Consider the following 17512-nt stretch of genomic DNA (forward strand, 5'->3'; position numbering starts at 1 on the left):
TAACCAGACCGGCCGGTGTCCCGGCGCACCGAGACACCGGCTTTCCCTACGGACCAGGCTGCCCCGATCAATGAAGCGGAGAACCAGAAATGACAACTGGGCACGATGACTGGTTCAAGTCAAGCCGGAGCAAAGAGACTATCGACTGCGTCGAGGTGAAACTCGGCAACATCGTAGGCATCCGAGACAGCAAAGACCGCACACACGGACAACTAACCGTCAACGGCTCCGCCTGGCACGCCCTACTCACCACGATCACCCACAACTGACCAGGACGGCCGTCACCGCGCTTGCTCCAGCAGCAACCGCCGCTCCGCACCGGCGATCGCGGACCGGGCGGAGCCGATCGCGTCCGGGTTGACCGAGATCGACGTGATCCCGCACCGCACGAGGCGCTCGGCGAAGCCGGGTTTGGCCGACGGCGCCTGCCCGCACAGCGAAGACGTCAGGCCGAGATCCGTCGCGGTCCGCACGATCCGGCCGATCGCGGCGAGCACCGCGGGATCGGCCTCGTCGAACAGCTCCGCGCATGCCGCCGAGTCCCGGTCGACGCCGAGGACGAGCTGGGTCAGGTCGTTGCTGCCGATGGAAACACCGTCGATCCCGAGCCCGGCGTACTCGGGCAGATAATGGGTGACCGAGGGCACCTCGGCCATGATCCACCGGCGCAGGCCGCGCTGGCGGCCGAGCGGGCTCGCGTCGATCAGGTCGAGACAGGCTTCCAGCTCCCATTTCGTGCGGACGAACGGGATCATCAGGTGCAGGTTCGGCGTCTGCTCCCGGACCCGCGCCAGCGTCCGCAGTTCGAGGTCGAACAGGTCCTTCTCCCGCACGTAGCGATAGCAGCCGCGATAGCCGATCATCGGGTTGCTCTCCACCGGCTCGTACTCCGCGCCTCCGGAGAGGCCGCGGAACTCGTTGGTACGCAGGTCGGTCGCGCGGTAGACGACGGGCCTCGGCGCGAACGCCTTGGTGATCCGCAGGAGCGACGCGGCCATGGAGTCCACAAAGGACTCCTGTTCGCCGCGGGCGATCAGCTGCCGCGGATGCCGTCCGCCGAGCGCCTCGGTCAGCAGGAATTCGGCGCGCAGCAGGCCGACGCCGTCGACGGGCTGCCGCGCCACCTCGGCGGCGTGGTCGGGCATCGCGAGATTGACATAGAGCAGAGTGCCGATCGCCTCGGGCGCCTGCGGGACCGCGACGGGTGCGGTGCGGGCGGGTTCCTGCCGCGCACCGGCGCGGACCTCCCCCTCGCCGCCGTCCACGGTGACCAGCCCGCGGCCGGTCAGTACCCGGGTGGCATCGCCGGTCCCGACCACGCAGGGCACGCCGAGTTCCCGCGCGACGACCGCCGCGTGGCACGTCATCCCGCCGCCGTCGGTGACCAGCGCCGACGCCCGGCGGATCGCCGGCACCCAGTCCGGGTTCGTCATCGGTGCCACCAGCACCTCGCCGTCGAGCAGGTGCTTGGCCTCGCTGGGATCGTGCAGGACACGGACGTTTCCCTGGCCTTGCCCCGGCGACGCGCCGAGACCGGACACCAGTACGTGGTCGGTGTGTTTCTCCACCGGCGCCAGCGTGGTGATCGGGCGCGACTGCACCAGCCAGATCTTGTTGTCCCCCACGGCGAATTCGATGTCCTGGGGCACACCGTAGTGGTCCTCGACGCGGACCGCGGTGCGAGCCAGTTCGAGGAGCGCGGCGTCACCCAGCACCCGGCGACCGCCCGCCTGCCGCGGAAGCTCGACCTTGACGTCTCCCCCGCCGACCTCGGCGATGATCTTGTGGCTCTTCGTGCCGACGCGGACGGACAACACACGCAGATCGTCCTTCGCCACCACGTAGGTGTCCGGTTCCACCGCCCCGCTGACGATCGCCTCGCCTTGCCCGAACACGGCCTCGATGACGATCCGCTGCCGATCGCCGGTCCGTGGGTCGGCGGTGAAGATCACGCCGGAACGTTCGGCCGGGACCATGCGCTGCACGACCACGGCGATCGCGGGCTCGCCGGTGAAACCGCGGGTCGCCCGATAGCTGACGACTCGTGGGGAGAACAACGACATCCAGCAGTCCACCACGCGCTCGGCGAGCGCATTGTCGCCCCACACGTTGGTGAAGCTCGCGTTCATCCCCGCGAACGACGCCTCCGCGCCGTCCTCGCCGGTGGCCGACGACCGCACCGCGACCGGGGTTGTCGCGCCCACCGCGTGGTAGGACTCCAGCAGTTCCCCGCGCAGCTCGGCCCCTATCCCAGCGCCACGCACGAGCTCGCGCAGGCGCTCGCAGTAACCGCTCAGCTCGTCGGCGTCGTCGACCACCGTCAGCGCCTTGGCGTGCAGCTCAGCGATCTGGGCACGCACACCGGCCCGGTCCAGCGCAGCCCAGTACGCCTCCCGCGGAATCACGAACCCGCCGGGCACGTCGAACCCCGCCGCGATCAACTCTCCCAGGTTCGCTCCCTTGCCGCCGGCGGATTCGGCGTCCGACGCCCTGATCCCGGCCAAGTCCCGCACCTGCGCCATCGTGTCTCCTCCGTCGCGCGAACTGTCCGCACGTCATGCTCACCGCACCGGGCCCGCGCACGCTGTGGCCGAAGGTCACTCCCCCTGGGGGCGTTCGTCCCACGCCGTCCACGAGCACGACGTAACGTCCGTCGAGCATTGAGAAACTGGTGGTATTGAACAAAAGACGGAAACTTACCGTCACATTGCCCGGCGGGGCCGTGGAATTGCGACAGCGCTACGCCTTCACGACCTCACCGGGATTGCGTTTCGTCGATCCATAAATCACCGGTCTCGCTCGGCGCCGACCGTGTCGTCCCAGGTGTAGGACAGTTCCTCGGTGACGTCGACAACTCCCGGAACCCGGCGCACCAGCGCGACTACGAGCGGAACCAGGCTCCGCCGCCGCACGACCCCACGGAGCTCGGCCACCCCGTCGATGACCCTGACAGCGACCCCGTCGGGCGGCCCCGCCACACTGAGCGCCTCCGCGAGGACGCCGTGCACGATCTCCTCGTGCAGTTCCTCGTCCGTGCGCACGAACGCCGGGACGAGGTCCGATCTGCTCACGATCCCGACCAGTCTTCCTCGCCCGTCCACCACCGGAAGCCGCTTCATCCGATGTCCCACCATCAGGCGGGCGGCGTGGATCACCTGGGCGTCCTGCGAAACCGTCACCGCCGGAGCCGACATGACCTCGCTTGCGACGCGGCCCGTGGTGCGGGTCCGGCCGAACAGCGGGGCGAGACCGGCCGGCGAGGCGGCGCCGGCCTGCTTGAGCACGAGGTCGGCTTCGGAGACCACGCCGGCCACCTGCCGCTGCTCACCGAGCACCGGCAAGGCACTCACCTTGTGGTCCACCAGGATCCGCGCGATCTCCTTGACCGGAGTGTCCTCGTCCACGGCGTAGACCTTCGTGGTCATGAGATCCCGGACTCGGGGCTTCCTGTTCACGATTCCCCGCGTTCCGGCGGCACACTGTCCACTTCGGATTCCCAATTGCCATCCCGATACGACTGCGCGGCCAGGTACCGCTGAACGGCGCGCTCAGACAGTTCGGCAACGGACCGCGTACCGGCTCCGGCAGCCTTCCGGGCCTCCGCAGCCGCCTGTGCCTTCTCCCGGTCGTCCATCTCGTTCTCCTTCCATGCGTGCGGGGAACCGGCTCGTAGCGGTGACCGCCATGCGGCGATGCTCGGCACCACGGCCACCGGACAGGGAGCGCCGCCGACGAGCTCCTGGCTCGCCGAACCAAACAGCAATCCGGCGAACGCACTCCGTCCGCGCGAACCGACGACGATGAGCCCGGCGCGCTCCCCGTACCGCTGGAGAACCCGCCGAGGCCGGCCACGAACGACGAGGTGATCCACTGGCACGGCGGGGAACTCCTCGATGAGCCGGGCCAGGCAACTCGCCAGTTGCGCGTGATGGACCGCGTGTGCTGTGGCCGAATCGCCGAGTTCACTCCACGTACGCACCGCTGTGACGCCGACGCCCCGCAGGGCCGCCTCCGCGAAGGCGAAGCGCGCGGCGGCCGCACTGTCCGGCCAGTTGTCTACGCCGACCAGCACCGGCCTGCTCGGGCCGGGCCTGCCCCGGACGACGACGAGCGGGCAACAGCCATGTCCAGCCACACACAGACCGGCCGAACCCAGCAGCAGCCGACTCGCCCCGCGCAGACCCCGCGACCCGAGCACTACCAGCTCGGCGTGCCGGGATTCGTCCAGCAGCACCACTCTGGAGTCACCCGTCCGGAGCCGAGCGACCACTTCGACACCGGGGTCCACGGCGTGAGCAACGTCGTGCGCGGCGCGGAGACAGGCTTCTTCGTTGTCCCCCTCGCCCTTTCGGGCCCCCACTGCCACGGTCCGCCGCCCCGGGCGGCCGCGTTCCGGCTGACCGAGCGCGTGCACGAGCCGCAGCGGCCGCCCGCGCAGCGCCGCGTCGCGGGCGGCCCAGCGCACGGCGTCGAGCGCCGACGCCGAGCCGTCGACCCCGACCACCACGCAGCCGTACCCGTGGCGCGTCTGTCCGTCGGTCACATCCCTCACCAGCTCTCTGGTTCCAGGCTGCGTCATCACCGGGGCCAGGTGCAGAGAACGGCGTCCCCGCTTTCCGGGCCCTTGGCACTTGTCACCAAGGACGTTCTGCCCTTCTCGCCAAGGTGATACGGCACGAGGCTGGAGACGACCCGGGAGGCGTCATGAGCACGAAGGCTCCAGGTACGTCCACAGTGGACGAAAGGACGCCGCTGCTCGACAGGTTCCTGCCCGTGCCCGACCTCCGGACCGAGACGACAGAGGCAGATTCCGATGGATCATGGACTTCCTGACGATTACACCGTCGACACCGCGGTGGCGCTCGCCGTCCGCGCCCCGTCGGTGCACAACACCCAGCCATGGCGGTGGGCACGCGGTGACCGCACCCTGCACCTGTACGCCGACCGCGAGCGGCAGCTGCACGAGACCGACCCCGACGGCCGCGACCTCCTGCTCAGCTGCGGCGCCGCGCTGCACCATCTGCGGACCGGCTTCGCCGCGCTCGGCTGGCGGGCCGCCGTGCACCGGCTGCCCAATCCCGCCGAGCCGGACCACCTCGCCTCGATCGAGTTGCACCGCCACGAACCGGCACCGGACGAGATCACGCTCGCCGCCGCGATCCCGCGACGCCGGACCGACCGCCGGTGGCACAGCTCCTGGCTGGTCCCGGCGTCCTACATCGAGGTCATGGCACGGCGCGCCGCCGACGAAGGCACGGTGCTGCGCACCTGCGACGACACCGCCCGCTACTACCTCGCCAAGGCCATCGCCACCGCCTCCGAGCGGCACGCGGCCGACCCCGCCTACCGGATCGAACTCGCCGCCTGGAGCGGCAGGCACTTCGCCGCCGACGGCGTTCCCACCGCGAACGTGCCACCCCACGACGAAACATCCGGCGCGCTCGCGGACCGTCCGTTCGCCGACCCGGGCCTCCCCCAGCCCGTCGGCAGCACCGGCGAGGACAGCGAAGAGGTCCTGCTCGTCATCAGCACCGCCTCCGACGACCGGATGTCCCAGCTGAAGGCAGGCGAGGCCACTAGCGCCGTACTGCTCACCGCCACCAGCCTCGGCCTGGCGACCTGCCCGCTGACCGAACCGCTCGAACTGCCCGACGTCCGCGGCACGGTCCAGGACCAGGTGACCAAGGGCGCTTTCCCGCAGATGGTGTTGCGAGCCGGCTGGGCACCGATCAACGCCGACCCGTTGCCCGCGACGCCGCGACGCGACCTTCACGAAGTACTGCGCCCACTCGACCCCGCCACCGACCGCTGATAGTCCGGCCTGTCAAGGAGCGACCATGCACTACTGGACCTACGGAGACGGCGGCTGGCTCGGCGGCCTCTTCATGCTCATCGCCATCGTCGTCTTCCTGGGCGGCCTCATCACGGTCGGCATCGTGCTGTTGCGGCGCTTCGGCCAGCCACCCAGCCGCCGCAGCGACGCGTTGAAGATCCTCGACGAACGATTCGCCCGCGGTGAGATCGACAAGGAAGAATACGAACAGCGACGCGCAACACTGGGCGACTGAACAACGTCTGACCATGGGGACCCCCGGCACGGAGGTCCCCATGGTCGCCCTGCGGGCCGAGGCCCACCACCCGGAACCCGGCACCGACATCGAGGAAACCCTCAGCGCGCTGACCGACCTGCCGCACGCGGGCAAGATACGGGCGATCGGCCACTCCAACCTGCCCGCGTCGGACATCGTCGAAGCCCAGCGGCTCAGTAGGCATGACTTTTCCTTCCACGACGTCACGGACAGGCGATAGAGGCTGGACAGCGAAAAAGCCGTGTGTGAACGGCAGTTCGTCGACCGGTGCGACCGGGTTTCGCTCCGGGATGCGGCGGACCCGGCGACCGCGACGGACCGCCGGGACCGACAACGTCGGTGGATTCAGGCTCGACCCGTCTCCTCGCGGGCGAAGTGCGGTTCCGCCGCTTCCAGCCGTGGTACGGAGATGCCCAGCCGTCGTGCTTCGGCCAGGACGTCCCGGCAGACCTCGCGCGGCTCCTCGGCGTCGGGGTCGTCGTGCATCGTGAGGCTCACGCGCGCGGGTGGGACATGCGTAGTCAGCCAGGCGAGCGCGGAGGCCGTCAGCCAGGTGGGCGCCCGGAACGGCAGCAGACCGCCCCGGTGCCGTCGCAGGTCGAGGTCGCGCGCCTGGAGGAGCGGCAGCAGTTCGCGGCCCGCCAGCAGCGCCTCGCGAAGGTCGCCCCTTGCCCCGGCCAGTTCGGACAGGGAACCCCGCCGCAGGCCCTGCGAAAACGTGCCGGCATCCGACACGAAATGGACCCACAGCCAGCCGCGGAAGTCAGGCCGCTCCTTGATCCGGAGCCCGGCCTCGCGAAACGCCTGGCGCACGGCCTGTTCCCGGTCGGTCGGCGGCTGGCCGAGGGTGCCGAAGACGACCGACCGCAGCAGTGCCCCGTGGAGCACGCCGTCCGCGCCGAAACCGCCACCGGCCTGGGGAAAACCCCAGGCGATCCGGTCGGGCGGGAGGTCGCCGATCGCGGCCAGCGGCTCGGTCCAGAGGTTGCCGAAGATCAGCACCGTGGCCTGGCCGGCACGCGGGGACAGGAAGGCCGTCGCCTCCGGGAGGCGGTGGTGCGGCACACTGAGCACGATCAGGTCGAAGTCGTGGTCCGGCTCCAGCGCCTCGCGGTAGCGCACCGGCCACTTCTCGGCGACGCGCTGCCCCCACACCCGGCGCCGCATATCGATCAGGTCGAGATCCACCGCGTCCCCGTACGTCGCCGCGCGGCCCGGCCGGACGTAGAACTCGACGTCATGCCCGGCCTGTTGCAGGACCCAGCCGTAGACAGTGGCGATCACGCCTCGGCCGAACATCAGGATCTTCACACTGCACCTCGTGGGGTACGATCGATTTGGAGGTCATCTCCACTTTTCAAAATATGGAGGTCATCTCCATTTGTCAACGCGAAGGAGCGCATGAACGCCAACAAGCCGCTACGCGCCGACGCCCAACGCAAACGCGATGCCCTGCTCGCCACAGCCCGGGAAGTCTTCGACGCCGGAAACTTCTTCGACCTGCGCTTCGACGACTTCGCCCAACTGGCCGGCGTGGGCACCGGCACACTGTACCGCCACTTCCCCACCCGGGAAGCCCTGGCCGAGGCGGTCTACCACGGGGAAGTCACCACACTGTGCGACCGCGCCCGCCAGCTACAGGCCACGCTGCCCGCGGCGGAGGCGTTGGCGACCTTCCTGCGCGACATGGTCGACCACATAGCCGCCCACGAAGGCCTGGCCCGGACGCTGGCCACGCTCATGGCCGATCGCTCGGGCGCCCTCGCCGAGGGCAGCAGGGCACTGGAGCAGGCGGTCGCCGACCTGGTGGCCGCCGCCGTGCGGGGCGGCGCCGTTCGCGACGACGTGAGTGCCGGTGCCATCATGATGGCCCTGCACGGCATCGGTGCGGCCCATGACCGCCCCGATTGGCGGGCCGAGGCCGACGACGTCATCACCCTCGTGCTGGACGGACTGCGCCGACCGCACTCGGACGGATAGCTCGCGCGATTCGCCAGCCGACCACCGCCGCCAAGCGGCACCGCCAAGGAACTTCAGCGGATGACCGGGATGCGTCGCTCGATACCCGCGCCCCGCCCGGCGAAGTCAGCACACCCCGAACGGGCACGAACCAGGCGCCTGACCAGGAGTGACGCCGCCTGTCGGGTACTCCCATGAACGCACGCACATGGCGATGAGCGGATGTCTTCCATGCCTTGCCGCATACGTGTCTGATCGCCGTCCCGCTTCGCGGCTTGGCGAGACCTGCCGATATGGAGACTCTTGTGCTGGCGAACCTCGCCTGACGCGATATGCCGGTGTGCTCTGTGCCGTGGCGGCCGGCTGGGGAGCTTGCGGCCGTCGGGTTGCGCCGCGACGTCGGTGAACTGCCGCCAGCCGCCGTCGCCGATCAGTTAACATTTGCCGCGCCAGGGGGCGACCTCACCGACGGCGGTCATGCGGAAGTGTCGAACACTCTCCGAATTACGCTTTGGTCACGGTTGAAGATCTTTCGCGCCCTTTCACGGAAGTTTCGAGCCGCTAATGTACTATTTCAGCGAAATCCAATGTGGATACTTTCTGTCCACTATTTGTGTGCCCGGTCACCAAGCGGTGGCCGCGAATACCGGGTGGATGGCTTGCGCGGCGTGAGCGTCGTGAGTGAGCGGGTAAAGCAGCAGAGAGGTTCTTCGGAGTGGGGGTGGCGCCGTGCGGCAGGGCAAGAGCGCGTGCTGGTCCGGTCATGGTGAAGGTGATCACGGTTGCGGTGGGGCTGTGCGATGCCCCGATGGCCGCGGCGGCTGCTGAATCGGCTGTCGCGCACGGGCCGCCGCCGGTAAACCCCAGCGACCCGCGGCGACGGAAGCAACACGGCGAAAACGAACGACTACTCGAAATCCCCCGACCCCCACACCGACCGCAATAACGCATACGTATGGTGGAATACGCACCACCACCTCCGCGGTGGACCCATGGCCCCCATCTCATACGGATTCGTTCGCAAACCAGGGGCCAGTGGCCCGTTCTGCGACTTCTTTGACAAGGAGAGCGGGAACCCCCGAATGAGACGGCCGTGTCACCGCGCACAGAATTCAGTCAGCAGGAAGGAACCATGAGAACCACTGTCAAGCGTATGACCATCACCGCGATCCGGCTGGTCGTCGCCGGGGACGTGCTACTGGGCACGGGAGCCCTCATGGCGATCGCCGAACCATCCGGGCACGGTGTCAATTTCGGTGCGATCGGCTTCCTTTTCTTCGGTCAGTGCGTGACTGGGGCGGGCCTGCTGCTCGGCGTGGTGGCAACGCTGGCCTGGCTGCCGGGAAGGAGAGACGACCGACAACCCCCTGCGCAGCTCCTGGCCTGGGAAAAGCGCCTCAGGGGCTTGACCACAGCCGCGGTCGGCCTGATCACCATCGGGGCTGCCGTGCTGGGCGCGGGTCCTCTCTTCATCCAGGGAGCACCAGGCAGTGGCTTCGAAAACGACATTCCGATCTTCCTGGTCGGCCTCGGCGTTTCTGCTGCCGGCTTGCTGACAGGGACCCCGCCCGCGTTGTACTGGTTGTCGAAGCGGAGAACCGGCGTCGATCGCTGACGCCGCGCCCCTCGCGCAAGCGCAACTGACCGCAGCGCCCGGGCGCTATCCTCGGATCTTTCATTCACACAATCTTGGTTTTGTAACCTGGGACCGGTCCGCTGTCCGCGAAAGCCGATCTTCGACGGCTCCGGAACCAGATCTTCTTCGGCAGCAACCGAAATGCCGTTCAACCGGTCGGCGGGTGACAATTCCCCGGGCCGCGCGAACACTACGCAGATGCAGCGACGTCCAGAAACCACCGCCCGGGGAACCCCGGACCGAGAACCCCGGAACCCCTTGCCCCATAACACTTCCCGCACGCTGCTATGTGTACTCCTCGCCGCAGCCGGCCTCCTCACCGGCATCACGACCGCGAACGCGGTCACGCAAACCACTCCCGCCTGGGAGATGACCCCACTCCCCGCCGCGAACATCCACGTCAAGGCGATACAGGCGTTCGGGCCCTCCGACGCCTGGGCCGCCGGAACGCACTGGGTCAGACTGGTGCCGCCATGGGTCACCGAACAGGTGGTACTGCGCTGGGACGGGAGAACATGGCAAACCATCGACCTGGGCCGTGCCGGTGACGTCGTCGCCCTCGCGGGAACCTCGAGTGACAACCTGTGGGCGGTCGCGTCCGAAACCACCGGCGCCGCGGTCCACCACTGGAACGGCTCGACATGGACCACTACCCCGCCGCCTGCCGACCCGGACGGCCGGATCAGTCTCGGCACCGCCGCCGCGGCCGGCGACACCATCTGGGTGGCAGGCAACATCCAGCACCCACCCTCGATCCAGGCCGCGCTGCTGCGCTGGACAGGCACGGCATGGACACGGGAACAACTCCCGGTACCCGGCGAGTCGTCCTGGCTCACCAGCATGTCCGCGCGAGCCCCGGACGATGTATGGGCAGTCGGGCGGACCCGCCCCACCGCCGACGCGAAGTACGAAGCCTACGTCCTGCACTTCGACGGCAACCGGTGGTCCCGTATCCCCACCCCGAGCCAGGCACACGATGTCCTGACCAACACGGTGAAAGCCGTCTCGGCGAACGAGGTCTGGGTCGCCGGCGCCATCGGCGACAACAACGGACCCGGCAGCGAACGCCCCTTCCAGGCGTTCGCCATGCGGTGGAACGGCCAGGACTGGACGGGCACACCCACTCCCCCCACGCCGAACGCGGCCTACCTCGCCGACCTCGCCACCGACGGCTCCACGCGGTGGGCCGGCGGCGCCACCCGCACCTCGATACTGAAGTTCACCGGGCAAGACTGGGTGGACGGCCCGCCGCCGATGCCCGGCCACCCCAAAGTGCTCGCACTGGCCGACATCCCCGGCGACGGCCTGTGGGCCATCGGCGACGGACACGACGCCGTACCCGGCACCCCCTGGACCATGTCCTTCATCGCACGACTAACGCCTACCCCACCGCGACGCGTACCCGCTTCGCTCAAGCACGCTCGAACAGTTAGGTCGGCGTGTGCGGGTCCGTGCTGACAGCTTCCCCGAATACCTGCCTGTCTGAGCGTCCCGCGACGTCCGGACCGCGTGTGGCGAACAGGTGCCACGCCGCGGCCAGGATCAGGTCACGGTTGCGCCGGGCGTCGGCTCGCAGCCTCGGCTGCGGAGTCATCGACGCGCAGGATGCCCGACGAGCGCCGACTGTCCACTATGGTCCGAAACAACGAAGCCAAGCCGCGGCAGGTGGACCAGCTCGCCCGCATGCTCGCGAGCTTCCACGCCCGTGCCGGGCGAGGCGCCGAGATCGAACACCTGACCCGCGAGTTCTCAGCTGGACGCGAGCCGCTGTTCCACCGGCGGCTCGCGGACGGCCGGATCGTCGACGGGCACGGCGATCTGCTCGCCGACGCCATCTTCTGCCTCGACGCCAGCCCCCGGGTGCTGGACTGCCCCGAGTTCGACGACTGCCTGCGCCGGCTCGACGGCCTCGACGACGTCGCGACACGCGCAGGGCGACGAATCTTCAACCGCACTGGCCCGCGGGCACGCCGGGATCGCGCTGGACCAGCTGCGACGCGACAACGTGCGGCTGATCCTCGTCGGCGGACTGCCCGGCACCGGGAGGTCCACCGTTGCCGCGGCGCTCGCCGACCGTCTGGGCACGAGCGTCCTGCTCAGCGACCGGGTCCGCATGGAAAAATTGTGCTGGGGTGTGTCGATCCCCGCTCCGGTCGTTCGACGCGTAGTCGAAGGCGCCCGCAGGGGACGGGGCGCAGGCTACCTGGACAGCAAGGACAATCTCATGATCGAACTGAATGCGGAACGCACCCGGCGAGCGATCGTCGGCCACACCCGGCGCCTGGCGGAATCAGCCGCGGCGGCCGGACCCGAAGCCGCCGTGCCGACGGCCCCGAAGTGGACCGTGACCGATCTGGTCACGCACGTGGGCCAGACTCAGCACTGGGTCGCGGAGATCATCGAGCGGCGCATCACCGACCCCACCCAGCTGCCGACCGAGATGGCCGTACTCCCTGTCGATTCCCGTGAGTGGCAGGCCTGGTTGTCGGAGTCGGCACAACGGGTCGCGGACGCGTGTTCTGATGACGCGCTCGACGCGCCGGTGTTCAACGCCGCGGGAGACGGGCGGTCCGGAACGCGGTTCTGGATGGCCAGCATGCTCAACGAGGCCGTCATCCACGGTTTCGACGCAGCCGCCGCGGCCAACCGCCCAGCCGACCTCGACACCGACATCGCGGCCGCGCTCATCACCAACCATCTCGCGATGCTCACCTCGCCCACGTGGGAGATGCAGCGACCCGAATCCGCGCACGCCATCCGGGGTACTGGGCAGACCCTGCAGTGGCTGGCCACCGACATCACCGACGGCGCGGGCGCGTGGTTCGTCGAACGGCGGCCCGACGGGGCAACGTGGCAGCCCGCAACCCGGCAAGCCGACGTGACGGTCACCGGCCCGGCGCGATCGCTGCTGCTGACCTTGACCCGGCGACTCCCGTTCGCCGACCGAGACGCCACCAACATCCGCGTCGAGGGCGCCATCGACCTCGCCCAGCACTGGCTCGACAACACCGCCCACGCCAGCGACTGACCAACCTGTGGCTCCCCTATCGCCACAACGCCTACGGGGATCGGGGAGCGCGGATCCCGAGCCTGTTCGGACGCGCCCATCGGGACCAGCGCGGCAGGGTCGGCAGAGCGGGGAACGTCGCCCGGTCGGACAAGCTCGGACAGCATCGGTCCGGCCCCCGGTTCGGCTATGGCCGGACCACGGGAGACGGGACCGGAGGGAAGCCTGCGCCGAGACGCGGCTTCGACTGATTCACCCGGCTTCCGGCCGTCGGCCGGAAGCCGGGCTTCGCTGCGGGCGGCCAACCTGTCCCGGGTCCTGACCCGGCTGCGCTCGCGAGGGCAACGGTCGCGCACCTTCAGTGATTTTCCCGGCGTTCCTGGTCGTGGAACCATTCCCGCTGCCAGGCCGCGTACCGGGACCGGTTCAGCGCCCACCGGTTCACCACCGACACCCCAGCCAGCAGCGACCAGACGACCAACAGTGACCCGAGCCCAGCGGCGGCACCCACGACCCCCGCGCCCGCCACCGACATCGGAGCCTCCACCGGCGTGCCGTTCCGATCGAGCCAAATCGGCACCCGCGCACCAGCGAGGGTTCCGGCAGCCGCCTCGACCCGGCCACGCCGCACTGTGCCGTCCGGAAGCGGCCAGACCGCGGCGGTCGGTCCCTTCTCCGCCACCACACCGCCACGACCCGCCGCCTCCGCGACCGGACCATCGGCCAGCAACGTGGCCTCGGCCGGATACCGGGTCGCGGTCTGCTGAGCGGACACCTCACGCAGGTGCGCGTAGACCGCCGAGCCCGCCGCACCAGCGAACGGCAAGACCGCCAGCCCGAGCAACACCGCGCCGGCCACCACGGCCGCCTCGATCCGATCGGACCGGCGTGCGAGACCGCCGCGGCGCGGGCAGAGCCGGCGCCACCAACGGACGGACAGCGTGGTCATGGTCGTCATCGCGGCGCCTCCCCGAAACCGGCGGCGTTCCCGGCGACAACCGCGGTGCCCGGATGACGGCCGTCGCAGGACTGATCGGCCACAGTGGACAGTCGGGGTATCGGCACCGCCCCCGCACAGGAGACGGTGTTCCGCGCGACGACGCGGACCCATTTGACGCCGGGGACGATCTCGGCCATGGCGTGCACCATCTGCGGTTCGGCCTCGTCGCGGAACTCGCCGGTGACGGTGACAAGGCCCCGGTCGGCTTCCACGTCCCACCGCCGCCCCTCGCCGAAGTAGCCGTCGAGGCGATAACGGACCTGCCGGACAAGAGCGTTGTCGCGGTGCACGATGGCCCGCGCGACGTCGCGACGCGCGACCATGCCGAGTACCCGCCGCTCCGCGGAAACGACCGGCAGGCTGCGCACCCCGACACGGACGAGCAAAGCCGGCAGCTCGGCCACCCGGGTCCCTGAGGGCACGCTGACCACCTCCCGCGTCATCAGCCGGGCGACCGTCGCGTCCGGCTCGGCGGCCTCCTCGGTCATCAGATCGGTTTCGCTCACGATCCCGGCGAGGCAGCCGTCGCCGTCGAGCACCGGCATCGCCGCGATGCCACGCCGGCTCAGGAGCACGGCCGCTTCCGACACGGGCGTGTCCGGCGCGACACAGGTCACGGGCGCACTCATGATCTCCTCGACCAGCATCGGTTTCTCCCGTCCTCCACGGATCGTGAACTCACCATCGCGCGCCCGCGCCGGTCAGCGCTGGAACAGGAAGACACCCCTTCCCGGACCGAAAGACCCTCCAGACCCGGCCGGGGCATTGAGTCTTACGTCCCGTGACGGACGTCAGGCGGCCGCGACGGGGGCCCGCCGGGCGTCCGGCACCGCGACCGCGATGCAACCACCGGACAGTCCATTGTGGTCAAACCGGCCGATACCGCTGGCAGAGCCGCGCACGGGCGTCGTTCCCCCGCATCGCCCGGCCAGCGCGGTCACGGCCGAGCACGGCGGAGCGGATCGTCGATACGGGCGCGGAGCCGCCGCGTCTCCTCGGCCCGGCGCTCGGCCATCACCGCCGCCGTTCCTCATGTCCCGAGTCGACCTCGCGCGTGCCCGGGCGTGAAGAGTCCACCGGCGCGTCCGAGGTCCCGCGGATCGGGGACCAACGACCCCGGCCCGCAGCCGTGTCACGGTCCTAGCTTGAGCGCATGACCAGCCTCGTGAACCGGCCCGGTTCGCGGCGAGCCGATCGGAGGACACCATGCGCCAGAACGTTTCCGACGTCATGACGGCGAACCCGGTCACCGTGACCCCGCGAACGCCGTACAAACACATCGCCCGGCTGCTGGCCGAACACCGGATCAGCGCCGTCCCCGTCGTCGACGCACACGACCGCCCGCTCGGCGTCGTGTCGGAAGCCGACCTGCTCGCCCGGCTCCGCACCGGCACCGACGACGCACGTCCCGGACTGATCTCGGGAGGCCGCGCCCGCCGCGACTGGGACAAGGCCCACGCCCTGGTCGCCGAAGACCTCATGACCCGCCCCGCCCGGACCGTCCCGGTGGACGCGTCCGTCCAGACCGCCGCGATCCGGCTCGCCCGCACCGGGATCCGCCGCCTGTTCGTCGTCGACGACGGACGACTCGTCGGAGTCGTCTCCCGACGGGACCTGCTCGGCACCTTCTGCCGCCCCGACCCGGAAATCCACGCCGACATCGAACGCGACGTCCTCCAACGCGCGCTCTGGGCGACCCCTGGCCAAGCCGCGGTCACCGTCGAAGACGGCGTCGTGACCCTCGTCGGACGGCTCGACAGCCGCGGCGAGGCCGAGCGCGCCGGTCTGCTCACCGCCCGCGTCCCCGGCGTCATCGACGTCCACAACCGCCTCGACTTCGTCTGGGACGACCAAACCAACCCGCACCGCCAACCGTCCACATCGGACAACTGAACCCAGGAGAAACCGATGTCCCTCAAAGACCACCCCACCTCCGGCGAATCCACCCGGCAGATCACCCGGCCGCCCAGCACATCCGGCAACGGCCCTCGCGCACTGGCCGTGCTCCGCATCGCCACCGGCCTGCTGTTCCTCTGGGCCTTCCTGGACAAGACCTTCGGCTGGGGCTACGCCACCACCCCGGCCAACGCGTGGATCAACGGCGGCTCCCCCACCAAAGGCTTCCTCGGCCACGTGAACGCCGGTCCGTTCACGAACACCCTGCACAGCTGGGCAGGCGCCTGGTGGGCCGACTGGCTGTTCATGCTCGGCCTCGCCGGAATCGGCGTCGCCGTCACCCTCGGCATCGGCCTGCGGATCTCCGCCACGGCCGGGACGATCATGATGCTGCTGATGTGGGTCGCCGAATGGCCGCCCGCCCGCACCACCCTCGACGGCAAACCCAGCATGTCGACCAACCCGATCATCGACTATCACCTCGTCTACGCCCTCGTGCTCATCGCCCTCGCCGCGACACTGGCAGGCAACGCCTGGGGCCTCGGCCGCCGCTGGGCCGATCTGTCCTTTGTGGACCACAATCCCTGGCTCCGCTGAGCCGTACCCCGCGATGGCGGCGCGTCACCGGACGCGCCGCCATCGCCGTGTCAGCCCGCCCGCACCGGCGCCAGCACCTGCTCGGCTCCCCTGGCGAGTTCCAGCTCCTCCCGGGCCCGCAGGACCAGCGCGGCCACCGCGGCACCGTCCGGGCTGACGACCCGGTCACCGTCCGCGGCGCATCGGACCCTGTCGGCCTCGATACCCAGTAGTCCCAAGCCCTCGGCCAGTGTCGCGACCAAGTCCGGCTGATGCTCCGCCACGCCGCCGGTGAACACGATCGCGTCCAGCCCCGGCAGACTCATCGCCACTCCGCCTATCTCCCGGCGCAACCGATGCAGGTAGACCTCAAGCGCGAGCACCGCATCGGCCTCACCCTCCGCCGCCGCGGCCTGTACCTCGCGCAGATCCCCGCTGGTCCCGCTCATCCCGGCCAGCCCCGACCGCCGGTACAGCGCGTCGACCATCCCGGCGGGCGACATCGACGCCGTCTCCATGACGTGCAGCAGCAGCCCGGGATCGATCGACCCGGACCTGGTCGCCATCGGCGGGCCCTCCAGTGGCGTGAACCCCATGCTCGTGTCGACGCTCCGGCCGCCGTCGATCGCGGTCACCGAGACCCCCGCCCCGAGATGACAGCACACCAGCCGCGCGGCGGCGGGATCGAGTCCCAGCATCTCGGCGGCGCGCCGCGCGACGTACCGGCAAGACAAGCCATGGAAACCGTAACGCCGCAGCCGCCCCTGCCGGGTCCACTCCCTCGCCAGCGGATAGTGCGCAGCGGCCGCCGGCAAGCCGACGTGGAAGGACGTGTCGAAGCAGGCGACCACGGGAAGAGCCGGGCACGCCCGCCGCACCGCACGGGCGAGGGCCACCGACTGCGGCTGGTGCAGCGGGGCCAACCGGCCGAGCCGCTCCAGCGCGTCGAGCAGCTCGTCGTCCACCAGTACGGGTTCGCCACGGGAACCTCCGTGCACGAATCGCACCGCGACCGCTTCGACCTCCCGCCCCCGCCCGACCGCGTCGGCGATCATCTTTTCGTCCACTATGGACTCTTTGGTCTCCCAGGCCGACCGGCCCACCGCCGTCCCGTCGACGACCAACGCGGCTTTGAGACTCGACGAACCGGGATTGAGGGTGAGCACACGCATCGTGATCTCCTTCGGCTTACCAATCCGGCCAAAAGTAGGCCGCCCCCCGTGGCACGTAACCGTTGCTGGGAAGTCATTCGACCGTGACTATGGTCGAATTGGTAATGATCGGCACAGTACTGACACGCACGACGCCGGGCGGGGGGGTGGGGGTGGAGCGCCGCCACCCGCCGGGCG

The 17512-nt window shown here is 69.8% G+C and carries 17 protein-coding genes and 1 pseudogene; 10 read left to right on the forward strand and 8 right to left on the reverse strand.

What is annotated here, in order from left to right; genetic code table 11:
• Positions 1-89: 89 nt before the first annotated feature.
• Positions 90-269, forward strand: a complete 180-nt coding sequence (locus ACFW0G_RS27500; RefSeq protein ID WP_378328291.1) for a DUF397 domain-containing protein — start codon at positions 90-92, stop codon at positions 267-269.
• Between the two features lie 12 nt (positions 270-281).
• Here ACFW0G_RS27500 and ppsA read toward each other — a convergent pair whose 3' ends face one another.
• The 3 genes from ppsA to ACFW0G_RS27515 all read right to left on the reverse strand — a co-directional run bounded on the left by ppsA (position 282) and on the right by ACFW0G_RS27515 (position 4543).
• The gene (gene ppsA, locus ACFW0G_RS27505; RefSeq protein ID WP_378328292.1) at positions 282-2522 is read right to left on the reverse strand and encodes a phosphoenolpyruvate synthase; all 2241 of its coding nucleotides are present in this window, start codon (positions 2520-2522) and stop codon (positions 282-284) included.
• 264 nt (positions 2523-2786) lie between these two features.
• Positions 2787-3425, reverse strand: a complete 639-nt coding sequence (locus ACFW0G_RS27510) for a CBS domain-containing protein (RefSeq protein WP_378328293.1) — start codon at positions 3423-3425, stop codon at positions 2787-2789.
• Positions 3426-3451: 26 nt separating this feature from the next.
• Positions 3452-4543 carry a universal stress protein gene (locus tag ACFW0G_RS27515; protein ID WP_378328294.1) on the reverse strand — a complete coding sequence of 364 codons (1092 nt, stop codon included), beginning with the start codon at positions 4541-4543 and terminating at the stop codon, positions 3452-3454.
• Between the two features lie 270 nt (positions 4544-4813).
• On the opposite strand from ACFW0G_RS27515, the gene ACFW0G_RS27520 reads away from it, so the two are divergent.
• The 3 genes and pseudogenes from ACFW0G_RS27520 to ACFW0G_RS27530 all read left to right on the forward strand — a co-directional run.
• Positions 4814-5812: an Acg family FMN-binding oxidoreductase gene (locus ACFW0G_RS27520; RefSeq protein WP_378328295.1), complete on the forward strand. Its 999-nt coding sequence runs from the start codon at positions 4814-4816 to the stop codon at positions 5810-5812.
• Positions 5813-5837: 25 nt separating this feature from the next.
• Entirely contained in the window at positions 5838-6068 is a 231-nt protein-coding gene (locus ACFW0G_RS27525) for an SHOCT domain-containing protein (protein ID WP_378328296.1), read from the forward strand.
• Positions 6069-6126: 58 nt separating this feature from the next.
• Positions 6127-6309 (forward strand): annotated as a pseudogene (locus tag ACFW0G_RS27530) (aldo/keto reductase); the annotation flags it as partial.
• A 125-nt stretch (positions 6310-6434) separates the two neighbouring features.
• Here the strand turns inward: ACFW0G_RS27530 and ACFW0G_RS27535 are convergent.
• Positions 6435-7400 (reverse strand): ketopantoate reductase family protein, encoded by a 966-nt coding sequence (locus ACFW0G_RS27535; RefSeq protein WP_378328297.1) that lies wholly within the window; start codon positions 7398-7400, stop codon positions 6435-6437.
• Between the two features lie 90 nt (positions 7401-7490).
• Between ACFW0G_RS27535 and ACFW0G_RS27540 the strand changes: the two genes are divergently transcribed.
• The 3 genes from ACFW0G_RS27540 (at position 7491) to ACFW0G_RS27550 (ending at position 11142) form a co-directional block, all read left to right on the forward strand.
• A complete protein-coding gene (locus tag ACFW0G_RS27540) occupies positions 7491-8069 on the forward strand; it encodes a TetR/AcrR family transcriptional regulator (RefSeq protein ID WP_378328298.1) in 579 nt (192 codons plus the stop codon).
• Positions 8070-9201: 1132 nt separating this feature from the next.
• Positions 9202-9663 carry a hypothetical protein gene (locus tag ACFW0G_RS27545; protein ID WP_378328299.1) on the forward strand — a complete coding sequence of 154 codons (462 nt, stop codon included), beginning with the start codon at positions 9202-9204 and terminating at the stop codon, positions 9661-9663.
• A 390-nt stretch (positions 9664-10053) separates the two neighbouring features.
• Positions 10054-11142, forward strand: coding sequence for a hypothetical protein (locus ACFW0G_RS27550; RefSeq protein WP_378328300.1), 1089 nt, complete (start codon positions 10054-10056; stop codon positions 11140-11142).
• Between the two features lie 291 nt (positions 11143-11433).
• On the opposite strand, the gene ACFW0G_RS27555 is transcribed toward ACFW0G_RS27550, so the two are convergent.
• Complete coding sequence (locus ACFW0G_RS27555; protein WP_378328301.1) at positions 11434-11799, reverse strand: hypothetical protein; 366 nt, start codon at positions 11797-11799, stop codon at positions 11434-11436.
• 109 nt (positions 11800-11908) lie between these two features.
• Here ACFW0G_RS27555 and ACFW0G_RS27560 point away from each other — a divergent pair, with 109 nt between their 5' ends.
• Positions 11909-12712, forward strand: a complete 804-nt coding sequence (locus tag ACFW0G_RS27560) for a maleylpyruvate isomerase family mycothiol-dependent enzyme (protein ID WP_378328302.1) — start codon at positions 11909-11911, stop codon at positions 12710-12712.
• A gap of 337 nt (positions 12713-13049) precedes the next feature.
• Here the strand turns inward: ACFW0G_RS27560 and ACFW0G_RS27565 are convergent, their stop codons facing one another.
• Positions 13050-13649 carry a hypothetical protein gene (locus ACFW0G_RS27565; protein ID WP_378328303.1) on the reverse strand — a complete coding sequence of 200 codons (600 nt, stop codon included), beginning with the start codon at positions 13647-13649 and terminating at the stop codon, positions 13050-13052.
• Positions 13646-14320, reverse strand: coding sequence for an HPP family protein (locus ACFW0G_RS27570; RefSeq protein ID WP_378328304.1), 675 nt, complete (start codon positions 14318-14320; stop codon positions 13646-13648). The genes ACFW0G_RS27565 and ACFW0G_RS27570 overlap by 4 nt, the downstream gene beginning before the upstream one ends.
• Positions 14321-14897: 577 nt before the next feature.
• Between ACFW0G_RS27570 and ACFW0G_RS27575 the strand changes: the two genes are divergently transcribed.
• Together ACFW0G_RS27575 and ACFW0G_RS27580 are read left to right on the forward strand one after the other, a co-directional pair.
• Entirely contained in the window at positions 14898-15584 is a 687-nt protein-coding gene (locus tag ACFW0G_RS27575; RefSeq protein WP_378328305.1) for a CBS domain-containing protein, read from the forward strand.
• A 15-nt stretch (positions 15585-15599) separates the two neighbouring features.
• Positions 15600-16184 (forward strand): hypothetical protein, encoded by a 585-nt coding sequence (locus ACFW0G_RS27580; protein ID WP_378328306.1) that lies wholly within the window; start codon positions 15600-15602, stop codon positions 16182-16184.
• 50 nt (positions 16185-16234) lie between these two features.
• Here the strand turns inward: ACFW0G_RS27580 and ACFW0G_RS27585 are convergent, their stop codons facing one another.
• Positions 16235-17335 (reverse strand): acetate/propionate family kinase, encoded by a 1101-nt coding sequence (locus tag ACFW0G_RS27585; protein ID WP_378328307.1) that lies wholly within the window; start codon positions 17333-17335, stop codon positions 16235-16237.
• Between the last annotated feature and the right edge of the window lie 177 nt (positions 17336-17512).

The sequence above is a fragment of the Amycolatopsis sp. NPDC058986 genome (assembly GCF_042741125.1).
In the GTDB taxonomy this organism is placed as follows: Bacteria; Actinomycetota; Actinomycetes; order Mycobacteriales; family Pseudonocardiaceae; genus Amycolatopsis.

Coding starts and splice junctions, on each gene's coding strand:
- ACFW0G_RS27520 (WP_378328295.1), top strand. CDS start 4,814: ATGGATCATGGACTTCCTGACGATTACACCGTCGACACCGCGGTGGCG.
- ACFW0G_RS27560 (WP_378328302.1), top strand. CDS start 11,909: ATGATCGAACTGAATGCGGAACGCACCCGGCGAGCGATCGTCGGCCAC.
- ACFW0G_RS27525 (WP_378328296.1), top strand. CDS start 5,838: ATGCACTACTGGACCTACGGAGACGGCGGCTGGCTCGGCGGCCTCTTC.
- ACFW0G_RS27510 (WP_378328293.1), bottom strand. CDS start 3,425: ATGACCACGAAGGTCTACGCCGTGGACGAGGACACTCCGGTCAAGGAG.
- ACFW0G_RS27575 (WP_378328305.1), top strand. CDS start 14,898: ATGCGCCAGAACGTTTCCGACGTCATGACGGCGAACCCGGTCACCGTG.
- ACFW0G_RS27540 (WP_378328298.1), top strand. CDS start 7,491: ATGAACGCCAACAAGCCGCTACGCGCCGACGCCCAACGCAAACGCGAT.
- ACFW0G_RS27500 (WP_378328291.1), top strand. CDS start 90: ATGACAACTGGGCACGATGACTGGTTCAAGTCAAGCCGGAGCAAAGAG.
- ACFW0G_RS27555 (WP_378328301.1), bottom strand. CDS start 11,799: ATGCGGACCCGGTCGCTGAGCAGGACGCTCGTGCCCAGACGGTCGGCG.
- ACFW0G_RS27570 (WP_378328304.1), bottom strand. CDS start 14,320: ATGAGTGCGCCCGTGACCTGTGTCGCGCCGGACACGCCCGTGTCGGAA.
- ACFW0G_RS27585 (WP_378328307.1), bottom strand. CDS start 17,335: ATGCGTGTGCTCACCCTCAATCCCGGTTCGTCGAGTCTCAAAGCCGCG.
- ACFW0G_RS27565 (WP_378328303.1), bottom strand. CDS start 13,649: ATGACGACCATGACCACGCTGTCCGTCCGTTGGTGGCGCCGGCTCTGC.
- ppsA (WP_378328292.1), bottom strand. CDS start 2,522: ATGGCGCAGGTGCGGGACTTGGCCGGGATCAGGGCGTCGGACGCCGAA.
- ACFW0G_RS27545 (WP_378328299.1), top strand. CDS start 9,202: ATGACCATCACCGCGATCCGGCTGGTCGTCGCCGGGGACGTGCTACTG.
- ACFW0G_RS27580 (WP_378328306.1), top strand. CDS start 15,600: ATGTCCCTCAAAGACCACCCCACCTCCGGCGAATCCACCCGGCAGATC.
- ACFW0G_RS27550 (WP_378328300.1), top strand. CDS start 10,054: ATGACCCCACTCCCCGCCGCGAACATCCACGTCAAGGCGATACAGGCG.